The organism is Pseudodesulfovibrio hydrargyri (genome assembly GCF_001874525.1).
In the GTDB taxonomy this organism is placed as follows: Bacteria; Desulfobacterota; Desulfovibrionia; order Desulfovibrionales; family Desulfovibrionaceae; genus Pseudodesulfovibrio; species Pseudodesulfovibrio hydrargyri.
Genome location: NZ_LKAQ01000004.1, coordinates 135572 through 149563, shown reverse-complemented (window position 1 = coordinate 149563; position 13992 = coordinate 135572). Strand labels below are relative to the sequence as shown.

Sequence of the window (13992 nt, the reverse complement as noted above, 5' to 3'; positions counted from 1 at the left end):
GGCGGCATGCGCGACGGGATTTGACTTCGCGAAACAGACCGTTTGCGGCCCGTTTCGTTCAACCACAGCATCCCGAGGCATGTTGCCGATACCGGGCGCCATGCGCCCAAGGAGTTCCACTATGAGTTACGCCACCATCAATCCGTATTCCGGCGAGACCGTCGCCACCTTCCCCTTTGCCACCGACGACGAGGTCCGCAAGGCCCTGGATGACGCGCAGAGCGCTTTCGAAGCCTGGAGGAAGACTCCCTTTGCCGAGCGGGCGGCGGTCATGCGCAAGGCCGCCGAGATCCTGCGCAAGGAGAAGTCCGAGTACGCCCGGCTCCTGACTCTGGAGATGGGCAAGGTCACGGCCGAGGCCGAGGCCGAGGTGGACCTGTCCGCCGACATCTTCGACTATTACGCCAAGCACGCCGAGGCCCAGCTGGCCCCGCGCAAGCTGGACGTGGACCCGTCCACCAAGGGGGAGTACAAGCTCCTGGCCGAACCGCTGGGCGTGCTGCTGGCCATCGAGCCCTGGAACTTCCCGTACTATCAGGTGGCCCGGATCATCGCGCCCCAGCTATCCGCGGGCAACACCCTGCTGCTCAAGCACGCCTCCATCGTGCCCCAGTCCGCCCAGGCCATGCAGAAGCTGATGCTCGAGGCCGGCCTGCCCGCCGGAGCGTTCACCAATCTGTTCGCCACCCGCGACCAGCTGGAGTTGATCATCAACGACGTCCGCGTGCGCGGCGTGGCCCTGACCGGTTCAGAAAAGGCGGGCCAGGTGGTCGCCACCCAGGCGTCCCAGGCGCTGAAGAAGGCCACCCTGGAACTGGGCGGCAACGACGCCTTCGTGGTCCTGGCCGACGCCGACCTGGACAAGACCGTCAAGTGGGGCGTGTTCGGCCGCCACTGGAACGGCGGCCAGGTGTGCTGCTCGTCCAAGCGCATGATCATCGTGGACGAGCTGTACGACCGCTACCGCGAGAAGTACGTCAAGGGCGTGGAGGGCCTCAAGGCCGGTGATCCCTTCGATTCCGCGACCACCCTGGCCCCGCTGTCCTCCCAGGAGGCCGCCGACCAGCTCAAGGCGAGGATCGCCGAGGCCGTGAAGCACGGCGCGACCGCCACCGAAGTGGGCCCCAAGGTCCCGGAGACGGGCGCTTTCGTGCAGCCGACCATCCTGGAGAACGTTGGCCTGGACAACCCGGCCCGCTACTGGGAGTTCTTCGGCCCGGTGTCCATGCTCTTCCGGGCCAAGGACGAGGAAGACGCCGTGGCCATCGCCAACGACACCCCGTTCGGCCTGGGCGGTTCGGTCTTCACCTCGGACCTGAAGCACGGCGAGGAAGTGGCCCGCAAGATCTCCACCGGCATGGTCTTCGTCAACCATCCGACCATGGTCAAGGCGGACATCCCGTTCGGCGGCGTCCGCAATTCCGGCTTCGGCCGCGAGCTGCTCGACCTGGGCATCAAGGAGTTCGTCAACCACAAGGTGGTCGGCGTGGCCGACATCGACGGCGACTTCTAGCCGATTCCCACCAAACGCAAAAAGGGCGGTCCCGATAAGGGGCCGCCCTTTTTTATGACTCCACCCGCGCCGCAGGCGCATAACCGGGATGCAAGGGTGCGAACCCTATCGCTGCTGTCGCTATCTCTAAGGCTCGAGGACTCGCCTAAGAGCTAGTGCTGCCCGCCAGAGGCGAAATCACCCGGCAAACGCCGCGAAGCGGCCATCAAAACCTGATTTGAATCTAAGGAATCAACTGCAAAACAGGCGAGGGCGCGACGCCCAAACCGACGAGGGCGAGCAGGACCAGGAAGACGGCCACGCCGCCCGCCACGGTGAGGCGTTCGGGGAGGGACGGCGCGCCGCCCTCGCGCAGGTAGAGGGCGACCAGGGGGCGAAGGTAATAGAATACGGACAGGGCCGCGCCCAGGATGCCGATGACGCCCAGCCAGTTGTAGCCGCCCATGATGGTCGCCCGGAAGAGGAGCAGTTTGCCGGTGAATCCGGCGGTGGGCGGCAGCCCGGCCAAGGCGGCCAGCCCGGCGGCGAGCAGCCCGGCGGCCCAGGGGCGGGAACGGCCCAGGCCGCGCAGGGAGGCCAGGGTGTCCACGGGCTCGGTCCCGTCGTCCAGCAGGGAGAGCCCGCCGAAGGCGGCCAGGTCCATGACGGCCAGGGCGGCGGCGTAGAACATGACCGGGCCGGGCCCGGCCTGGTTGACGCAGAGCACGCCCATGAGCAGGTAGCCCATGTGCGCGGCGGACGAAAAACCGAGCATGCGCTTGAGGCTGTCCTGGGCCAGAGCGGCCAGGTTGGCGGCCAGCATGGTCAGGGCGGCCAGCCCCCAGAGGACCGGGACCGTGGCGGGCCACAGGTCCGGGCCGAGGTCCAGGACGATGCGCAGCAACCCGCCGCCCACGGCGGCCTTGACCATGGAGGTCAGCAGGGCGGCCACCGAGGCCGGGGCTCCGCGATACACGTCCGGGGCCCAGAGGTGGAACGGGGCGAGCGACAGCTTGAAGGCCACACCGGCCAGGACCATGGCCAGGCCGACGAGCACGGTGCCGCCGCCTTCCGGGGCGCGCAGGCTGTGCGCGATGTCCAGGCTGCCCGAGCCCGCGTAGATGAGGCCGGTGCCGAAGAGCAGTATCCCGCTGGCCGTGGCCCCCATGACGAAATATTTGACCGAGGCCTCGGTGCCGCCGCTGTCCTTGCGCAGGCCGATGAGGATGTACAGCGGCAGGGAGAGGAGTTCCAGGCCGAGGAAGAAGGCCAGCCAGTTCCGGCCGCCCGCCAGGATGACGCCGCCGAGCAGGGCGATCAGGAACAGGGCGTAAAGCTCGTCGTCGTGCTTGTGCCCCTTGCGCTTGAGCTCGCCGCCGAAGAAGAGCAGCACGCCCAGGCCCAGGGCGCAGATCAGGGGCAGGAAATAGGCGGTCAACGCGTCCGTGGCCAGAAACGGCTTCAGGGCGGGGAGGAGCGGGGCCTCGGAGGGGTACGCGGCCATGCCCAGGGCCCCGGCCAGAAGCGTGGACGCGAACGTCACGCCGTACAGCCCGGCCGGGCGCTTGAACAGGGTGCCCAGGACAAAGCAGAGCAGGATGCCCAGGGTGAGCAGCAGGTGCGGTGCGAAGAGAAGGATATCGTGCATGGTCGCCGCCTTTGCCTAGATGGGCCTGCCCGCGGCCAGGATGTTGAGCGGTTCGCGGATCAGGTCGAGCAGCGGACCGGGGTGCACGCCGATGAGCAGCACGGCCAGGGCGAAGACCGACAGGATCAGGATCTCCCGGCCGTCCAGGTCCACGGCCTGGCCGGACTCGGTCAGGGGGCCGGGTTTGCCCAGGATGGTGCCGCGCAGCAGGCGCAGGACGTAGGCCAGGCCGACCACGATGCCGAAAAAGGCCAGGGACGCGCCGACCGGATAGACCTTGAAGGAGCCGAGCATGATCATCAGCTCGCCCACGAAGTTGGACAGGCCGGGCAGCCCGGCCGAGGCCACGGCGAAGAAGAGCATGAACGCGCCGTAGACCGGCATCTTGCCCCACAGCCCGCCGAAGTCGGACAGCCGCCTGGAATGGAACCGCTCGGCCAGCATGCCGACCATGACGAACAGCGCGCCCGTGGTCAGGGCGTGGCTGACCATCATGACCACCGCGCCGGACAGCCCGGTGCGGTCAAAGGCGAACAGGGCGAAGGTCAGCAGCCCCATGTGGGCCACGCTGGAATAGGCCACCAGCCGCTTGGCGTCCTGCTGGGCCATGGCGGTCCAGGAGGCGTAGAACAATCCGGCCAGCCCGAGCCCGGCCAGCCACGGGGCGGCCTGGGCAACGGCATGGGGGAACAGGGGGATGGCCCAGCGGAGCATGGCGTAGGCCCCGGTCTTGAGCAGGACCCCGGCCAGAAGCAGGCTGCCCGCCGTGGGGGCCTGGGTATGGGCGTCCGGCAGCCAGGTGTGGACCGGCAGCAGCGGGGTCTTGACCGCGAAGGCCAGGATGAAGGCCGCCGCGCACCAGCCCTGCATGGCGCCCGGCACGGGCGAGGCGGCCAGGGCGGCCAGGGACGGGTTGACCCCGGTGAGCATGAGCCAAACCACGGCCAGGAGCATGGGCAGCCCGCCGACCATGCTGAAGACGAAGAATTTGAGCGCCGCGTAGCGCCGCCGCTCATGCCCGAACCGCCCGATGAGGAAGAACATGGGGATGAGCTGCGCCTCCCAGAAGAGGTAGAAGAGCAGCAGGTCGCGGGCCAGGAACACGCCGATGGCCGCGCTCAGGGCGGCCAGGAGCAGGCAGTGGAACACGGCCACGCCCTCGCGGATCTCGCGCCACGAGGTCAGGATGCCGAGCACGCCGAGCAGGGCCGTGAGCAGGACCAGGACATAGCTTAGTCCGTCCATGGCCAGGGAATACTGCACGTGCAAAAGCGGAATCCAGTCGAACCGTTCGACCAGGACGCGGGCGTCGAGGACTTTCGGCAGGAGAACCAGGGCCAGAGCCAGCTCGGCCAGGGCGGCGACCAGGCAGATGAAACGCGCCTGGGCCGGTTGGCGGTGGAAGAACAGCCCGGCCAGCCCGCCAAGGAGCGGGAGCAGGATGAGCGCGGTGAGCAGCGGAAAGTCATGCATCATGAGCCTCACCGAATCCCTATGGCGGCCATGACCACGAGCATGGCGACCACGCCCAGCAACAGCCAGAGCAGGTAGTTGGAGAGGCGCTCCGCGCCCCATTTGGAGAGCCGTCCGCCCGCGCGCAGGGCCAGCGCCCCGAGCCCGAGGGCCGCGCCGTCCACCAGCCGGTCCTCGACGTTCCGCCAGACCTTGGAGGCCGCCCGGACGTAGGGCCGGGCCACGGTGTTCATGTACAGGGCGTCCAACCCCCAGCCGTTGAGCAGGAACCGGGGCATCCCCTTGTCCTGGGCCGGGGCGCGGCGTTCGCGCCAAGGGCCGTACAGGGCTAGGGCGACAAGGAGCCCGAGCACGGCCAGCCCGGCGTCCAGTCCCTCGGCAAGGGTGCCGGTCCATTCGGCCCCGTGGCGCGCGGCCGGGATAAGCCCGGTCAGGCGGTCGAGCCACAGGGCGGGCGCGCCGACCAGATGGGCGAAGTGCGCGGGCAGGTCCAGGAGCCCGGCGACCACGGCCAGCAGGGCCAGGGGCCAGAGCACGTGGAGCATGGCCCCGGGCGTCTTTTCCGTGCCGGTCTCGGGCGGCAGGGAGGGACGCCCGGTGAAGGCCAGGAGAAAGACGCGGAAGCTGTAAATGGCGGTGAGCAGGGCCGTGACCGTGCCCGCCGCCCAGACGAAGACCCAGATTCCCTGGCCGGTCTGGGCCATGTTCAGGGCGTTTTCCAGGATGCGGCCCTTGCTGAAGAATCCGGCGAACGGCGGCAATCCGGCCAGGGCGGCGGCCCCGCAGAAAAAAGCCAGGGCCGCGCCGGGTACGATTTTGCGCACCCGCGCGCCCATACGGAAGATGTCGTGTTCCTCATCGAGGGCCTGGATGACGATGCCCGCGACCATGAACAGCAGGGACTTGAAAAAGGCGTGCACCAGCAGGTGGAAGAAGCTGCCCGACGGGTCGCCCGCGCCCACGCCCAGGAACATGTAGCCCACCTGGCTGATGGTCGACCAGGCCAGGACCCTCTTTATGTCGTGCTGGGCCAGGGCCGAGCAGGCGGCCACGAAGGCGGTCAGCGCGCCGACCACGGCCACGGCCTGGAGGGCCGCGGCGTCGGCGTTCAGCAGGACCGGGAAGGTGCGGATGAGCAGGTAGACGCCCGCCGTGACCATGGTGGCCGCGTGGATCAGGGCCGACACCGGGGACGGGCCGGCCATGGCGTCCGGCAGCCAGACCAACAGCGGCAGCTGGGCGGACTTGCCCGTGGCAGCCGTGAGCAGGAGCAGCCCCACCAGGGTCAGGGTACCGGCGGCCATGATGGGCGCGCTGCTCGACAGATGGTGGATGCTCAGGTCGCCGGTGGAGGCGAAGAGCACGGCCAGGGCGCCCAGGAAGGCCACGTCGCCGATGCGCGTGACCAGGAAGGCCTTGTTGCCCGCGAGCACGTTTTTCGGTTCCGCGTACCAGAAGCCGATGAGCGAGAAGGAGCAGAAGCCCACGCCCTCCCAGCCCATGAACAGGAAGACCAGGTCGTCGGCCATGGCGATGGACTGCATGAAGAAGACGAACAGGTTGAGGTAGCAGAAGTAGCGCACCCAGCCGTCGTCGTCGCGCATGAAGAACAGGGAGTGCACGTGGATGACCAGGGAGACGAAGGCGACCATGGTGGTCATGACCGCGCACAGGGGGTTGTAGAGCAGGGTGGCGGACACGCGCAGCCCGCCCGCCTCGAACCAGGTGAAGAGATGGACGACCAGCTCCCGTCCGTGATCAAGCTGCGCCCAGCTTGCGACCGCGCCGGCCAGGGACGCGGCCACGGCCAGGCAGGCCAGCGGGCCGGACGCCATGCGCGGCAACGCTCGTCCGGCCAGGGCCAGGATCACGGCGCCCGCCAGGGGGGCGAAAAGGGTCAGGCAGAGTGTCGCGGTCATGCCGTCAGTCCTCAAGCGTTTTCAGCGAGTCGGGGTTGAGGCTTCGGGTCCTGCGCCAGACGCGGAAGACCAGGGTCAGGCCCACCGCGATCTCGGCGGCGGCCACGCCCATGATGAACAGGACCATGCCCTGGCCCGCGATGTCCCACCAGCGCAGGGCGGCGGCCACGAAGACCACGCCCGCCGCGTTGAGCATGACCTCCACGCCGAGCAGGATCATGATCAGGTTGCGCCGGGCCACCACGGTGATGAGTCCGATGAAGAACAGGGCGGCGGCAAAGAGCAGGACGTGTTCCAAGGGGACGATCATCGTTCATCCTCCGGGTTCACGGCGCAGGGCGGCTGGTCCATGTCCAGGCTCTCGCCGATCTTTTCGGGCCGGTCCGAGTGCACCAGGGGCAGGCCGAGGTAGCGGGCTCCGGCCAGGGCCGCGAAGAGCAGCAGGGAGACGGCCTCCACCGCGGGCCAGGCGTTGCCGAAGACCCAGGCCCCGAGCGCCCGGGGCGAGACGCGCCCGGCGGTCAGCGGCGTGGTGTTGGCCGGGTCGAAGGAGATCAGGGCCATGCAGGCGACGATCCCGGCCAGCCCCCAGACCGTGGGCCAGAACATGCTGGCGAACAGCCTGCGGCGGACCATGGCTCGGACCTCCTTGGGCTCGTTGGGCTCCTGGGCCATGAGCATGATGGCGAACAGGAAGAGGACCATGATCGCCCCGGCGTAGATGATCACCTCGAAACCGGCCAGCAGGGGCGCGCCGAGCAGCAGAAAGATCAGGGCCGTGCCGAGCAGCGAGCCGACCATCCAGACCACGGCGTGGACCAGCACCCGGCGGGTCACGGCCACCAGGGTGCAGATCAGGGTCGCGGCGGCCAGGGAGTAGAACAGGGCGGCGTACAGGGTCATGGCAGGTTGCTCTTGTAGTTGACGGGCGGCTTCTCGCCCTCGTGCTCCTCGCGGGGGAACTTCTCCTCCACACCGGCGTGGCGGTAGAAATCGTACTCGCTGTCCTTGCCCCCGTGGTCCACCAGCAGATCCTCCTTTTCGGCCACCAGCTTGAGCGTGGCGTCGCTGGCGAACTCGTAGGCCGGGGTGAGCTGGATGGCCAGGGTGGGGCAGGCCTCCTCGCACAGGCCGCAGTAGATGCAGCGGGCGAAATTGATGCGGAACCAGGCAGCGTACCGGCGGCCGTCCTCTCGGGTGGCCGCCTGCATGGAGATACAGCTCACCGGGCAGGCCGCCGAGCAAAGATAGCAGGCCACGCAGCGTTCGTCCCCGTCCGGGGAGCGGGTCAGGATGATGTGCGCCCTGGAGCGCGGCGGCGGGGTGCGTTTTTCCTCGGGGTACTGCACGGTGATGGGCTTGGTGAACATGGCCTTGAAGGTCTCGCCGTACCCCTGGAGCAGCCCCTTGGTGCCCCGGCCCACGCCCTTGAGGATGTCGATCAGCCGATCGCGGGTCATGGCCGCTCCTCCCCTGCCGGGTCCGCCTGGGCCGGGTGACCGGACATCCTGCCGGGCCGTTCCAGGCGGTATTGGAAAATCTGGAAGGCCAGCAGCGGGGGCAGCAGCACGGCCGTGGCCACTGTCAGGAACCACAGCTCACCGCCGTCTCCGGCCGGGCCCGTCGCGGCCCACGCGCCGCGCGCCACGGCCGCGCAGGCCGCCAGCGCCAGCCCGATGAGGGCCAGCCCCCAGGGCAGCGGCGATCCTTGCCAGCCGGGCCGCAGGCTGGCGTACAGGACGGCCAGGTCGGCCAGCCCGACGATGCATACGGGGATGAGAAACGGCCACGGGACGAGCATCGCGCCTTCCGCCAGCTGGCCGCAGAGCAGCCCGCCGGTCAGAACCGCGCCCAGGCCGCCCACCAGGGTGAGCGCGGCATAGAGATGCAGGTCGATGTCGGTGCCCCGGGTCCGCCTGAGCCAGCCCAGCCGCCATGCCCCGCCCATGAGCAGGCCGCAGCAGAACAGGAAGAGCAGGGCCGGGAAGAACTCGGGCCGGGCCACGGCCATGAGTCCATACAGGCCCGGGCCTTCCGGCGGCCCCAGGAAGAGCGCGCCGAGCAGCAGCCCCTCGGCGAGCATGACGGCGACCGCGCCCCAGCCCGCCAGCCTGCGCCACGGCCCCGGTTTCGCCGCGTGGTGGCGGTATTCCAGCCCCAGCGCGCGCAGGGCCAGGGCCACGAGCAGCAGGATGACCAGGCCGTACAACCGGGTCAGGACCTCGCCGTACACGTCGGGAAAGGCCCCGAAGAGCATGGCCCCGAGGACCACCAGCCAGGTCTGGTTGGCGTGCCAGACCGAGTCGATGGAGCCGAGCATGGTTTCGGCCCGGTCCCGGGGCGCGAACAGGGAGAGCAGGCAGACGCCCAGGTCGATGCTCCCCAGCCCCAGGTGGAGGAAGAGCACCCCGCCCAGGAGCAGGAACCAGCCGTCGTGCGGGGTCATGGCCGCCTCCCGATTTCGCAGCGGTCGGGCGGCGTGTCGCGGCCCGGCCCCTCCTTGAGCAGCCGTCGGCTGAAGGCGATGAACAGCCAGGTCAGGGCCACGGCGGCCACCAGGAACATGCTCAGCGACAGGCCCACGGCCCGGGCCGTGAGCGGCGAGGCCGTGTCGGCCGTCCTCAGCATGCCGTGGAGGATCCAGGGCTGCCTGCCCACCTCGCGCATGATCCAGCCGGTCCAGACCGAGACCATGGAAAAGGGGGCCAGCCAGACGAAAAAGGTCAGCAGCCTGCGTTGGGCCCCGGCCCGTTCCGGGGTGAGCCGTCCCTTGCGCCAGGCCCATGCGCCGAGCAGCCCGGCCAGGATCATCAGCGTGCCGGTGAAGACCATGATCCGGAAGGAATAGAAGATGAGCACGATGGGCGGCCGCTCGTCGCGCGGGATGTCCTTGAGCCCGACGACCCGGCCGAAGGGATCGTGGGTGGCCAGCAGGCTGAGCACGTAGGGGATGCGGAATTCCACGGCGTTGCGCTCGTTCTGCGCGTCGGGCCAGGCGAAGATGGACCAGGCCGCGCCCTGGCCCGGGCCGTTGGTGTTCCAGAACGCCTCGGTGGCGGCCAGCTTGGCGGGCTGGTGTCTGGCCACGCTTTGCCCGGACAGGTCGCCGGTGCCCGCCTGGAGCAGGGCCAGCAGGAGCCCGGCGGCCACCGCGATCTTGAAGACGCGCAGGTAGAAGGCCGTGTGCCGGGCGCGCAGCAGGTGCCAGGCCGCGACCCCGCCGAGGATGAAGGCCGTGGCCGTCAGGCAGGCCAGGAGCATGTGCGGGAACGAGACGAGCAGATCCGGATTGAGCACGGCCCGCACCCGGTCGGTGACCGCAAACACGCCGTTTTCCATATGTCCGCCGCGCGGGGTCTGCATCCAGGAGTTGGCGACCATGATCCAGAAGGCGGACAGGACCGCCCCGAGGGTGACCATGGCCGTGGTGAACAGGTGCAGCCTGGGCGACAGCCGGCTCCACCCGGCGACCATCAGATAGAGGAAGATGGATTCGAGGAGGAAGCCGGACATGGCCTCCACCGACAGTATCTGGCCCAGGAAGTGGCCGGTGGCGGCGGAGAAGCCGGACCAGTTGGTGCCGAACTGGAATTCCAGGGGGATGCCGCTGATCACGCCCAGGGCGAAGGCCAGGAGGAAGAACCGGCTCCAGAACCGGGCCTGCTGGTACCAGTGCGTCCGGCCGGTGCGCACCCAGGCCAGTTCGGCCAGGAGAATGAACACGGACAGGCCGATGGTCAGTACCGGCCAGATGATGTGGAACATGGTGGTCAGCGCGAACTGGACCCTGGAGAGGAATATGTAGTCGGTCAACGTGTGTACCATGTTTCGCTGCTCGATTCGGCGTTTCAGCGCGCGTCGGAATGAGTCCTGCCGGAACCGCTCCGCAGTGTCCCTCAAAAATCTTGAAGAGGCAACCGGTCCGTGAAAATTGATAGTAACATGAGCACATAGATAAATGTTCTTTGAGGATTTTGCCAACAGTAACTTGTTTTAAGTGCCCGAAGCTATTAAACAGGAGAGGTCGGGCGTCGTTCATCGGGCCCGGAAATGCCGGGCCCCGGGCCCACGACGGCCGGTCGGCCGTTGATTGATAAGGAATCGCAACGCATGCCAACGTCACCGGAATACATGTCCACCGGGTTCAACGCCTGGGACCCGAGCGTCTTCTCCCTGATCGTCTTCGCCCTGCTGGCGGCCGGTCTGGTCACGGCGCTGCTGACTCTGTCCGTGGTCCTGACCCGCAGGCGCGGGGAAGGGGAAAAGGGCCGCCCGTACGAGTGCGGCGTCATCCCCTCGGGTTCGGCCCGGCCGAGCTATCCGGCCCCGTTCTGGCTGGTGGCGGTCTTCTTCCTGCTCTTCGACGTGGAGGCCGTGTACGTGGTCTCCTGGGCCGTGTCCTTCTCCCGCATGACCTGGGCCGCCTGGGGCCAGATAACCTTTTTCATCGGCGTGCTGCTGCTCGGTCTGTTCTGGGTCTGGCGCAAGGGAGGCCTCGAATGGGGCATGACGCGCAAGCGATAGACCGAGCCGTGCGGGCCGCCATGAACGGCGACGAAAACGCGGCCAGGGCTCTGCCCGACAAGGCGGGCCTGGGCGACGTCATCCTCAACTGGTGTCAGGCCAACAGCCTGTGGCCCCTGTTCTTCGGCCTGTCCTGCTGCTTCGTGGAGCAGGCCACGGTCTTTACCGGGCTGTACGACATCGCCCGCTTCGGGGCCGAGGTCCTGCGCGGCTCGCCCCGCCAGGCCGATCTCCTGGTGGTCTCGGGCACGGTCTTCAAGAAGGCCGCGCCCATGGTCAAGCGCGTCTACGAGCAGATGCCCCGGCCCAAGTGGGTCATTTCCATGGGCTCCTGCGCCAACACCGGGGGCATGTACGACGTGTACAGCGTGGTCCAGGGCGTGGACCAGATCATCCCGGTGGACGTCTACGTGACCGGCTGCCCGCCCCGGCCCGAGGCGTTGCTGCACGGCCTGATCACCCTCCAGGACATGATCCGCCAGAAGAGCCGCCCCCTGCGCCCGGTGCTCAACCTGGACGGCGGCCACCTGGGTGGGCGCGACGACATCCTGGTCCCGGGCGTGACCAAGGACCGCGACACGCGCGGCCCGGGCATGGCCGGCATCCCGGCGCGCGGCACCTCGGTGACCCCGCCCGTGTTCGCGGGGTCGCGGTCCGACGAGATGTGGACGCCCCCGGCCCCGAAACTTTCATTCACCCCGGCCCACGACGCCCTGCGCGAGGCCCTGGCCGCCAGGTTCGGCGAGCCTTCGGCCTGGCACGAGACGGTGGTGGACATGCCCACCGTCACGGTTCCGGCCCAGCGCCTTGTCGAGGTCCTCGATTTTCTCAAGCATGAGGCGCCCATCCGGTTCGAACGGCTGGAGGACATCACTGCCGTGGACGAGACCGCGCGCAAGGTCCGGCCCGAACACGACTTTACCGCGATCTACACCCTGACGTCCCTGAGCTCCGTCGAGTACCTGCGGGTGCGCGTGCCCGTGGGGGCGGACCTCGAACTGCCCAGCGCCACGCCGGTCTGGCCCAGCGCCAACTGGTACGAGTGCGAGATATGGGACCTGTTCGGCATCCGGTTTACGGGCCATCCCGGTCTGCGGCGGCTGATCATGCCCGAGGAGTGGCAGGGCCACCCGTTGCGCAAGGGCGACCCGCAGCGGGCCACGGAAATGGCCCCGTACCTGGCCGAGGACGCCCGGCGCGAACAGCCCGAGGACGCGGTCCGCCTGCTGGAAAAGGCCCATGCCGCGCCGCCCGCCCGGCGCGAGTTCGTGCTCAACATCGGCCCGCACCATTACAGCACCCACGGGCTGGTCCGCTTCATCCTCGAGCTTTACGGCGAGGAGATCGTGGATATGACCACGGACATCGGCTATCACCACCGGGGCGTGGAAAAGATCGCCGAGCACCAGTCCTGGCACCAGTTCATTCCCTACACCGACCGGCTGGACTACCTGAGCGGGGCGGCCAACAACCTGACCTACCTGCTGGCCGTGGAAAAGCTTTGCGGCGTGGCCGTGCCGCAGCGTGCGCAGTGCGTGCGCGTCATGCTGGCCGAGTTCTACCGCCTCTCCAACCACCTGCTCTGGCTCGGAACCATGGTCCAGGACCTGGGCATGATCACCCCGGTCTTCCACACCTTCCGCGAGCGCGAGCAAATATTGGACATCATGGAGGCCATCACCGGGGCGCGGCTGCACCCGGCCTGGCTGCGCATTGGCGGCCTGGCCATGGATCTGCCCGACGGCTGGGACAAACTGGTCCGCGATTTCGTCACGATTTTCCCGAAAAGGGTGGCGGGCTACCGGCGGATGATCACCGGCAACCCCATCGTCCGGGCCAGGGTCAAGGGCATCGGCCGCCTGTCGCTTGAGAACGCCGTGGACCACGGCATCTCCGGGGCCAACCTGCGGGCCTGCGGTTCCACCCGGGACCTGCGCAAGGTCGCCCCGTACTCCGGGTACGAGCAGTACGATTTCGACATCCCCACCCGCGACGGGGGCGACTGCCTGGCCCGGTTCGAGGTCCGCTTCGAGGAGATGGTCCAGAGCAACCGGATCATCGCCCAATGCCTGGAGTGGATGCCTTCCGGCCGGTTCATGGCCGACGACTACCGCTACTGCATCCCGGACAAACGGGACACCCTGCGGGACATCGAGAGCCTGATCCATCATTTCATCAACGCCACGCGCGGCCCCAAGGTACCCGCGGGCGAGGCCTACGCGGCCACCGAGGCCCCTCGCGGCGAGCAGGGGTTCTACGTGGTCAGCGACGGCGGCAACATGCCGTACCGGCTGCACATGCGCTCGCCCGGCTACGCCTCGGTACAGGCCCTGCCCCTGATGACCATAGGCCACACCATCGCCGACTTCATCGCCATCATGGGCTCGCTGGACTACATCGCGCCCGATCTGGATCGCTAGGAGAACAGGGAACATGCTCCCCAGGGAATTGGAACAGGAAATAGCGGAGATGGTCCGGGAAACGGACCACGTGGAGGAGAAGATCATCGACGTGATCTACCTCCTGCAGCGGCACTTCGGCTATTTTTCGGACGAGGCCATGGGCCACGCGGCCCGGCTCACGGGCAAGACGCTGGTCGAGCTCGAGGAACTGGCCACCTTCTACGACTTCATCTACCGCGAACCGCTTGGCCGGTTCGTGATCCACGTCTGCGACGGCGTGACCTGTTGGATGCACCACGAGAACGGGCTGTTCGACTACCTCTGCCGCAAGCTCGGGGTGGAGGTGGGCGAAACCACGGCGGACGGGCTGTTCACCGTCCTGCCCACGGCCTGCCTGGGCAACTGCCACAACGCCCCGGCCATGCTCGTCAACGGCGAGCACTACGGCAGGCTGACTCCGGAAAAGGTGGACCGGATACTCGACAATCTGCGCGAAAACGCCGACACCATCCCGCTGTGTCTGTGCAGGTGAGA

General features: G+C 68.1%; 12 protein-coding genes. 4 read left to right on the top strand and 8 right to left on the bottom strand.

The window, feature by feature from the left end:
- Positions 1-121: 121 nt before the first annotated feature.
- The gene (locus tag BerOc1_RS05215; protein ID WP_071544679.1) at positions 122-1513 is read left to right on the top strand and encodes an NAD-dependent succinate-semialdehyde dehydrogenase; all 1392 of its coding nucleotides are present in this window, start codon (positions 122-124) and stop codon (positions 1511-1513) included.
- Positions 1514-1736: 223 nt separating this feature from the next.
- Here BerOc1_RS05215 and BerOc1_RS05210 read toward each other — a convergent pair whose 3' ends face one another.
- Genes BerOc1_RS05210 through BerOc1_RS05175 form a run of 8 tightly spaced genes read right to left on the bottom strand, consistent with a single transcriptional unit; the run spans position 1737 to position 10357 of the window.
- Positions 1737-3140, bottom strand: a complete 1404-nt coding sequence (locus BerOc1_RS05210; RefSeq protein ID WP_071544678.1) for an NADH-quinone oxidoreductase subunit N — start codon at positions 3138-3140, stop codon at positions 1737-1739.
- Between the two features lie 15 nt (positions 3141-3155).
- Positions 3156-4616: a complex I subunit 4 family protein gene (locus BerOc1_RS05205; RefSeq protein WP_207503293.1), complete on the bottom strand. Its 1461-nt coding sequence runs from the start codon at positions 4614-4616 to the stop codon at positions 3156-3158.
- 5 nt (positions 4617-4621) lie between these two features.
- Entirely contained in the window at positions 4622-6532 is a 1911-nt protein-coding gene (nuoL, locus tag BerOc1_RS05200) for an NADH-quinone oxidoreductase subunit L (RefSeq protein WP_071544677.1), read from the bottom strand.
- Positions 6533-6536: 4 nt separating this feature from the next.
- Positions 6537-6842: an NADH-quinone oxidoreductase subunit NuoK gene (gene nuoK / locus BerOc1_RS05195; RefSeq protein WP_071544676.1), complete on the bottom strand. Its 306-nt coding sequence runs from the start codon at positions 6840-6842 to the stop codon at positions 6537-6539.
- Positions 6839-7435 (bottom strand): NADH-quinone oxidoreductase subunit J family protein, encoded by a 597-nt coding sequence (locus BerOc1_RS05190; RefSeq protein WP_071544675.1) that lies wholly within the window; start codon positions 7433-7435, stop codon positions 6839-6841. The genes nuoK and BerOc1_RS05190 overlap by 4 nt, the downstream gene beginning before the upstream one ends.
- Positions 7432-7992 carry an NADH-quinone oxidoreductase subunit NuoI gene (gene nuoI, locus BerOc1_RS05185; protein ID WP_071544674.1) on the bottom strand — a complete coding sequence of 187 codons (561 nt, stop codon included), beginning with the start codon at positions 7990-7992 and terminating at the stop codon, positions 7432-7434. The genes BerOc1_RS05190 and nuoI overlap by 4 nt, the downstream gene beginning before the upstream one ends.
- Complete coding sequence (locus tag BerOc1_RS05180; RefSeq protein ID WP_071544673.1) at positions 7989-8978, bottom strand: cytochrome d ubiquinol oxidase subunit II; 990 nt, start codon at positions 8976-8978, stop codon at positions 7989-7991. The genes nuoI and BerOc1_RS05180 overlap by 4 nt, the downstream gene beginning before the upstream one ends.
- Positions 8975-10357, bottom strand: coding sequence for a cytochrome ubiquinol oxidase subunit I (locus BerOc1_RS05175; RefSeq protein ID WP_071544672.1), 1383 nt, complete (start codon positions 10355-10357; stop codon positions 8975-8977). The genes BerOc1_RS05180 and BerOc1_RS05175 overlap by 4 nt, the downstream gene beginning before the upstream one ends.
- A 285-nt stretch (positions 10358-10642) precedes the next feature.
- Between BerOc1_RS05175 and BerOc1_RS05170 the strand changes: the two genes are divergently transcribed.
- Genes BerOc1_RS05170 through nuoE form a run of 3 tightly spaced genes read left to right on the top strand, consistent with a single transcriptional unit; the run spans position 10643 to position 13990 of the window.
- Positions 10643-11056 (top strand): NADH-quinone oxidoreductase subunit A, encoded by a 414-nt coding sequence (locus BerOc1_RS05170; RefSeq protein WP_071544671.1) that lies wholly within the window; start codon positions 10643-10645, stop codon positions 11054-11056.
- A gap of 20 nt (positions 11057-11076) precedes the next feature.
- Positions 11077-13476, top strand: a complete 2400-nt coding sequence (locus BerOc1_RS05165; RefSeq protein WP_071544670.1) for an NADH-quinone oxidoreductase subunit B/C/D — start codon at positions 11077-11079, stop codon at positions 13474-13476.
- 13 nt (positions 13477-13489) lie between these two features.
- Positions 13490-13990 carry an NADH-quinone oxidoreductase subunit NuoE gene (gene nuoE / locus BerOc1_RS05160; RefSeq protein WP_071544669.1) on the top strand — a complete coding sequence of 167 codons (501 nt, stop codon included), beginning with the start codon at positions 13490-13492 and terminating at the stop codon, positions 13988-13990.
- Positions 13991-13992 lie beyond the last annotated feature (2 nt).

What these genes read in the sequence shown, in the direction of transcription:
- BerOc1_RS05215 (WP_071544679.1), top strand. Translation starts at nt 122, where the DNA reads ATGAGTTACGCCACCATCAATCCGTATTCCGGCGAGACCGTCGCCACC.
- BerOc1_RS05210 (WP_071544678.1), bottom strand. Translation starts at nt 3,140, where the DNA reads ATGCACGATATCCTTCTCTTCGCACCGCACCTGCTGCTCACCCTGGGC.
- BerOc1_RS05205 (WP_207503293.1), bottom strand. Translation starts at nt 4,616, where the DNA reads ATGATGCATGACTTTCCGCTGCTCACCGCGCTCATCCTGCTCCCGCTC.
- nuoL (WP_071544677.1), bottom strand. Translation starts at nt 6,532, where the DNA reads ATGACCGCGACACTCTGCCTGACCCTTTTCGCCCCCCTGGCGGGCGCC.
- nuoK (WP_071544676.1), bottom strand. Translation starts at nt 6,842, where the DNA reads ATGATCGTCCCCTTGGAACACGTCCTGCTCTTTGCCGCCGCCCTGTTC.
- BerOc1_RS05190 (WP_071544675.1), bottom strand. Translation starts at nt 7,435, where the DNA reads ATGACCCTGTACGCCGCCCTGTTCTACTCCCTGGCCGCCGCGACCCTG.
- nuoI (WP_071544674.1), bottom strand. Translation starts at nt 7,992, where the DNA reads ATGACCCGCGATCGGCTGATCGACATCCTCAAGGGCGTGGGCCGGGGC.
- BerOc1_RS05180 (WP_071544673.1), bottom strand. Translation starts at nt 8,978, where the DNA reads ATGACCCCGCACGACGGCTGGTTCCTGCTCCTGGGCGGGGTGCTCTTC.
- BerOc1_RS05175 (WP_071544672.1), bottom strand. Translation starts at nt 10,357, where the DNA reads ATGGTACACACGTTGACCGACTACATATTCCTCTCCAGGGTCCAGTTC.
- BerOc1_RS05170 (WP_071544671.1), top strand. Translation starts at nt 10,643, where the DNA reads ATGCCAACGTCACCGGAATACATGTCCACCGGGTTCAACGCCTGGGAC.
- BerOc1_RS05165 (WP_071544670.1), top strand. Translation starts at nt 11,077, where the DNA reads ATGAACGGCGACGAAAACGCGGCCAGGGCTCTGCCCGACAAGGCGGGC.
- nuoE (WP_071544669.1), top strand. Translation starts at nt 13,490, where the DNA reads ATGCTCCCCAGGGAATTGGAACAGGAAATAGCGGAGATGGTCCGGGAA.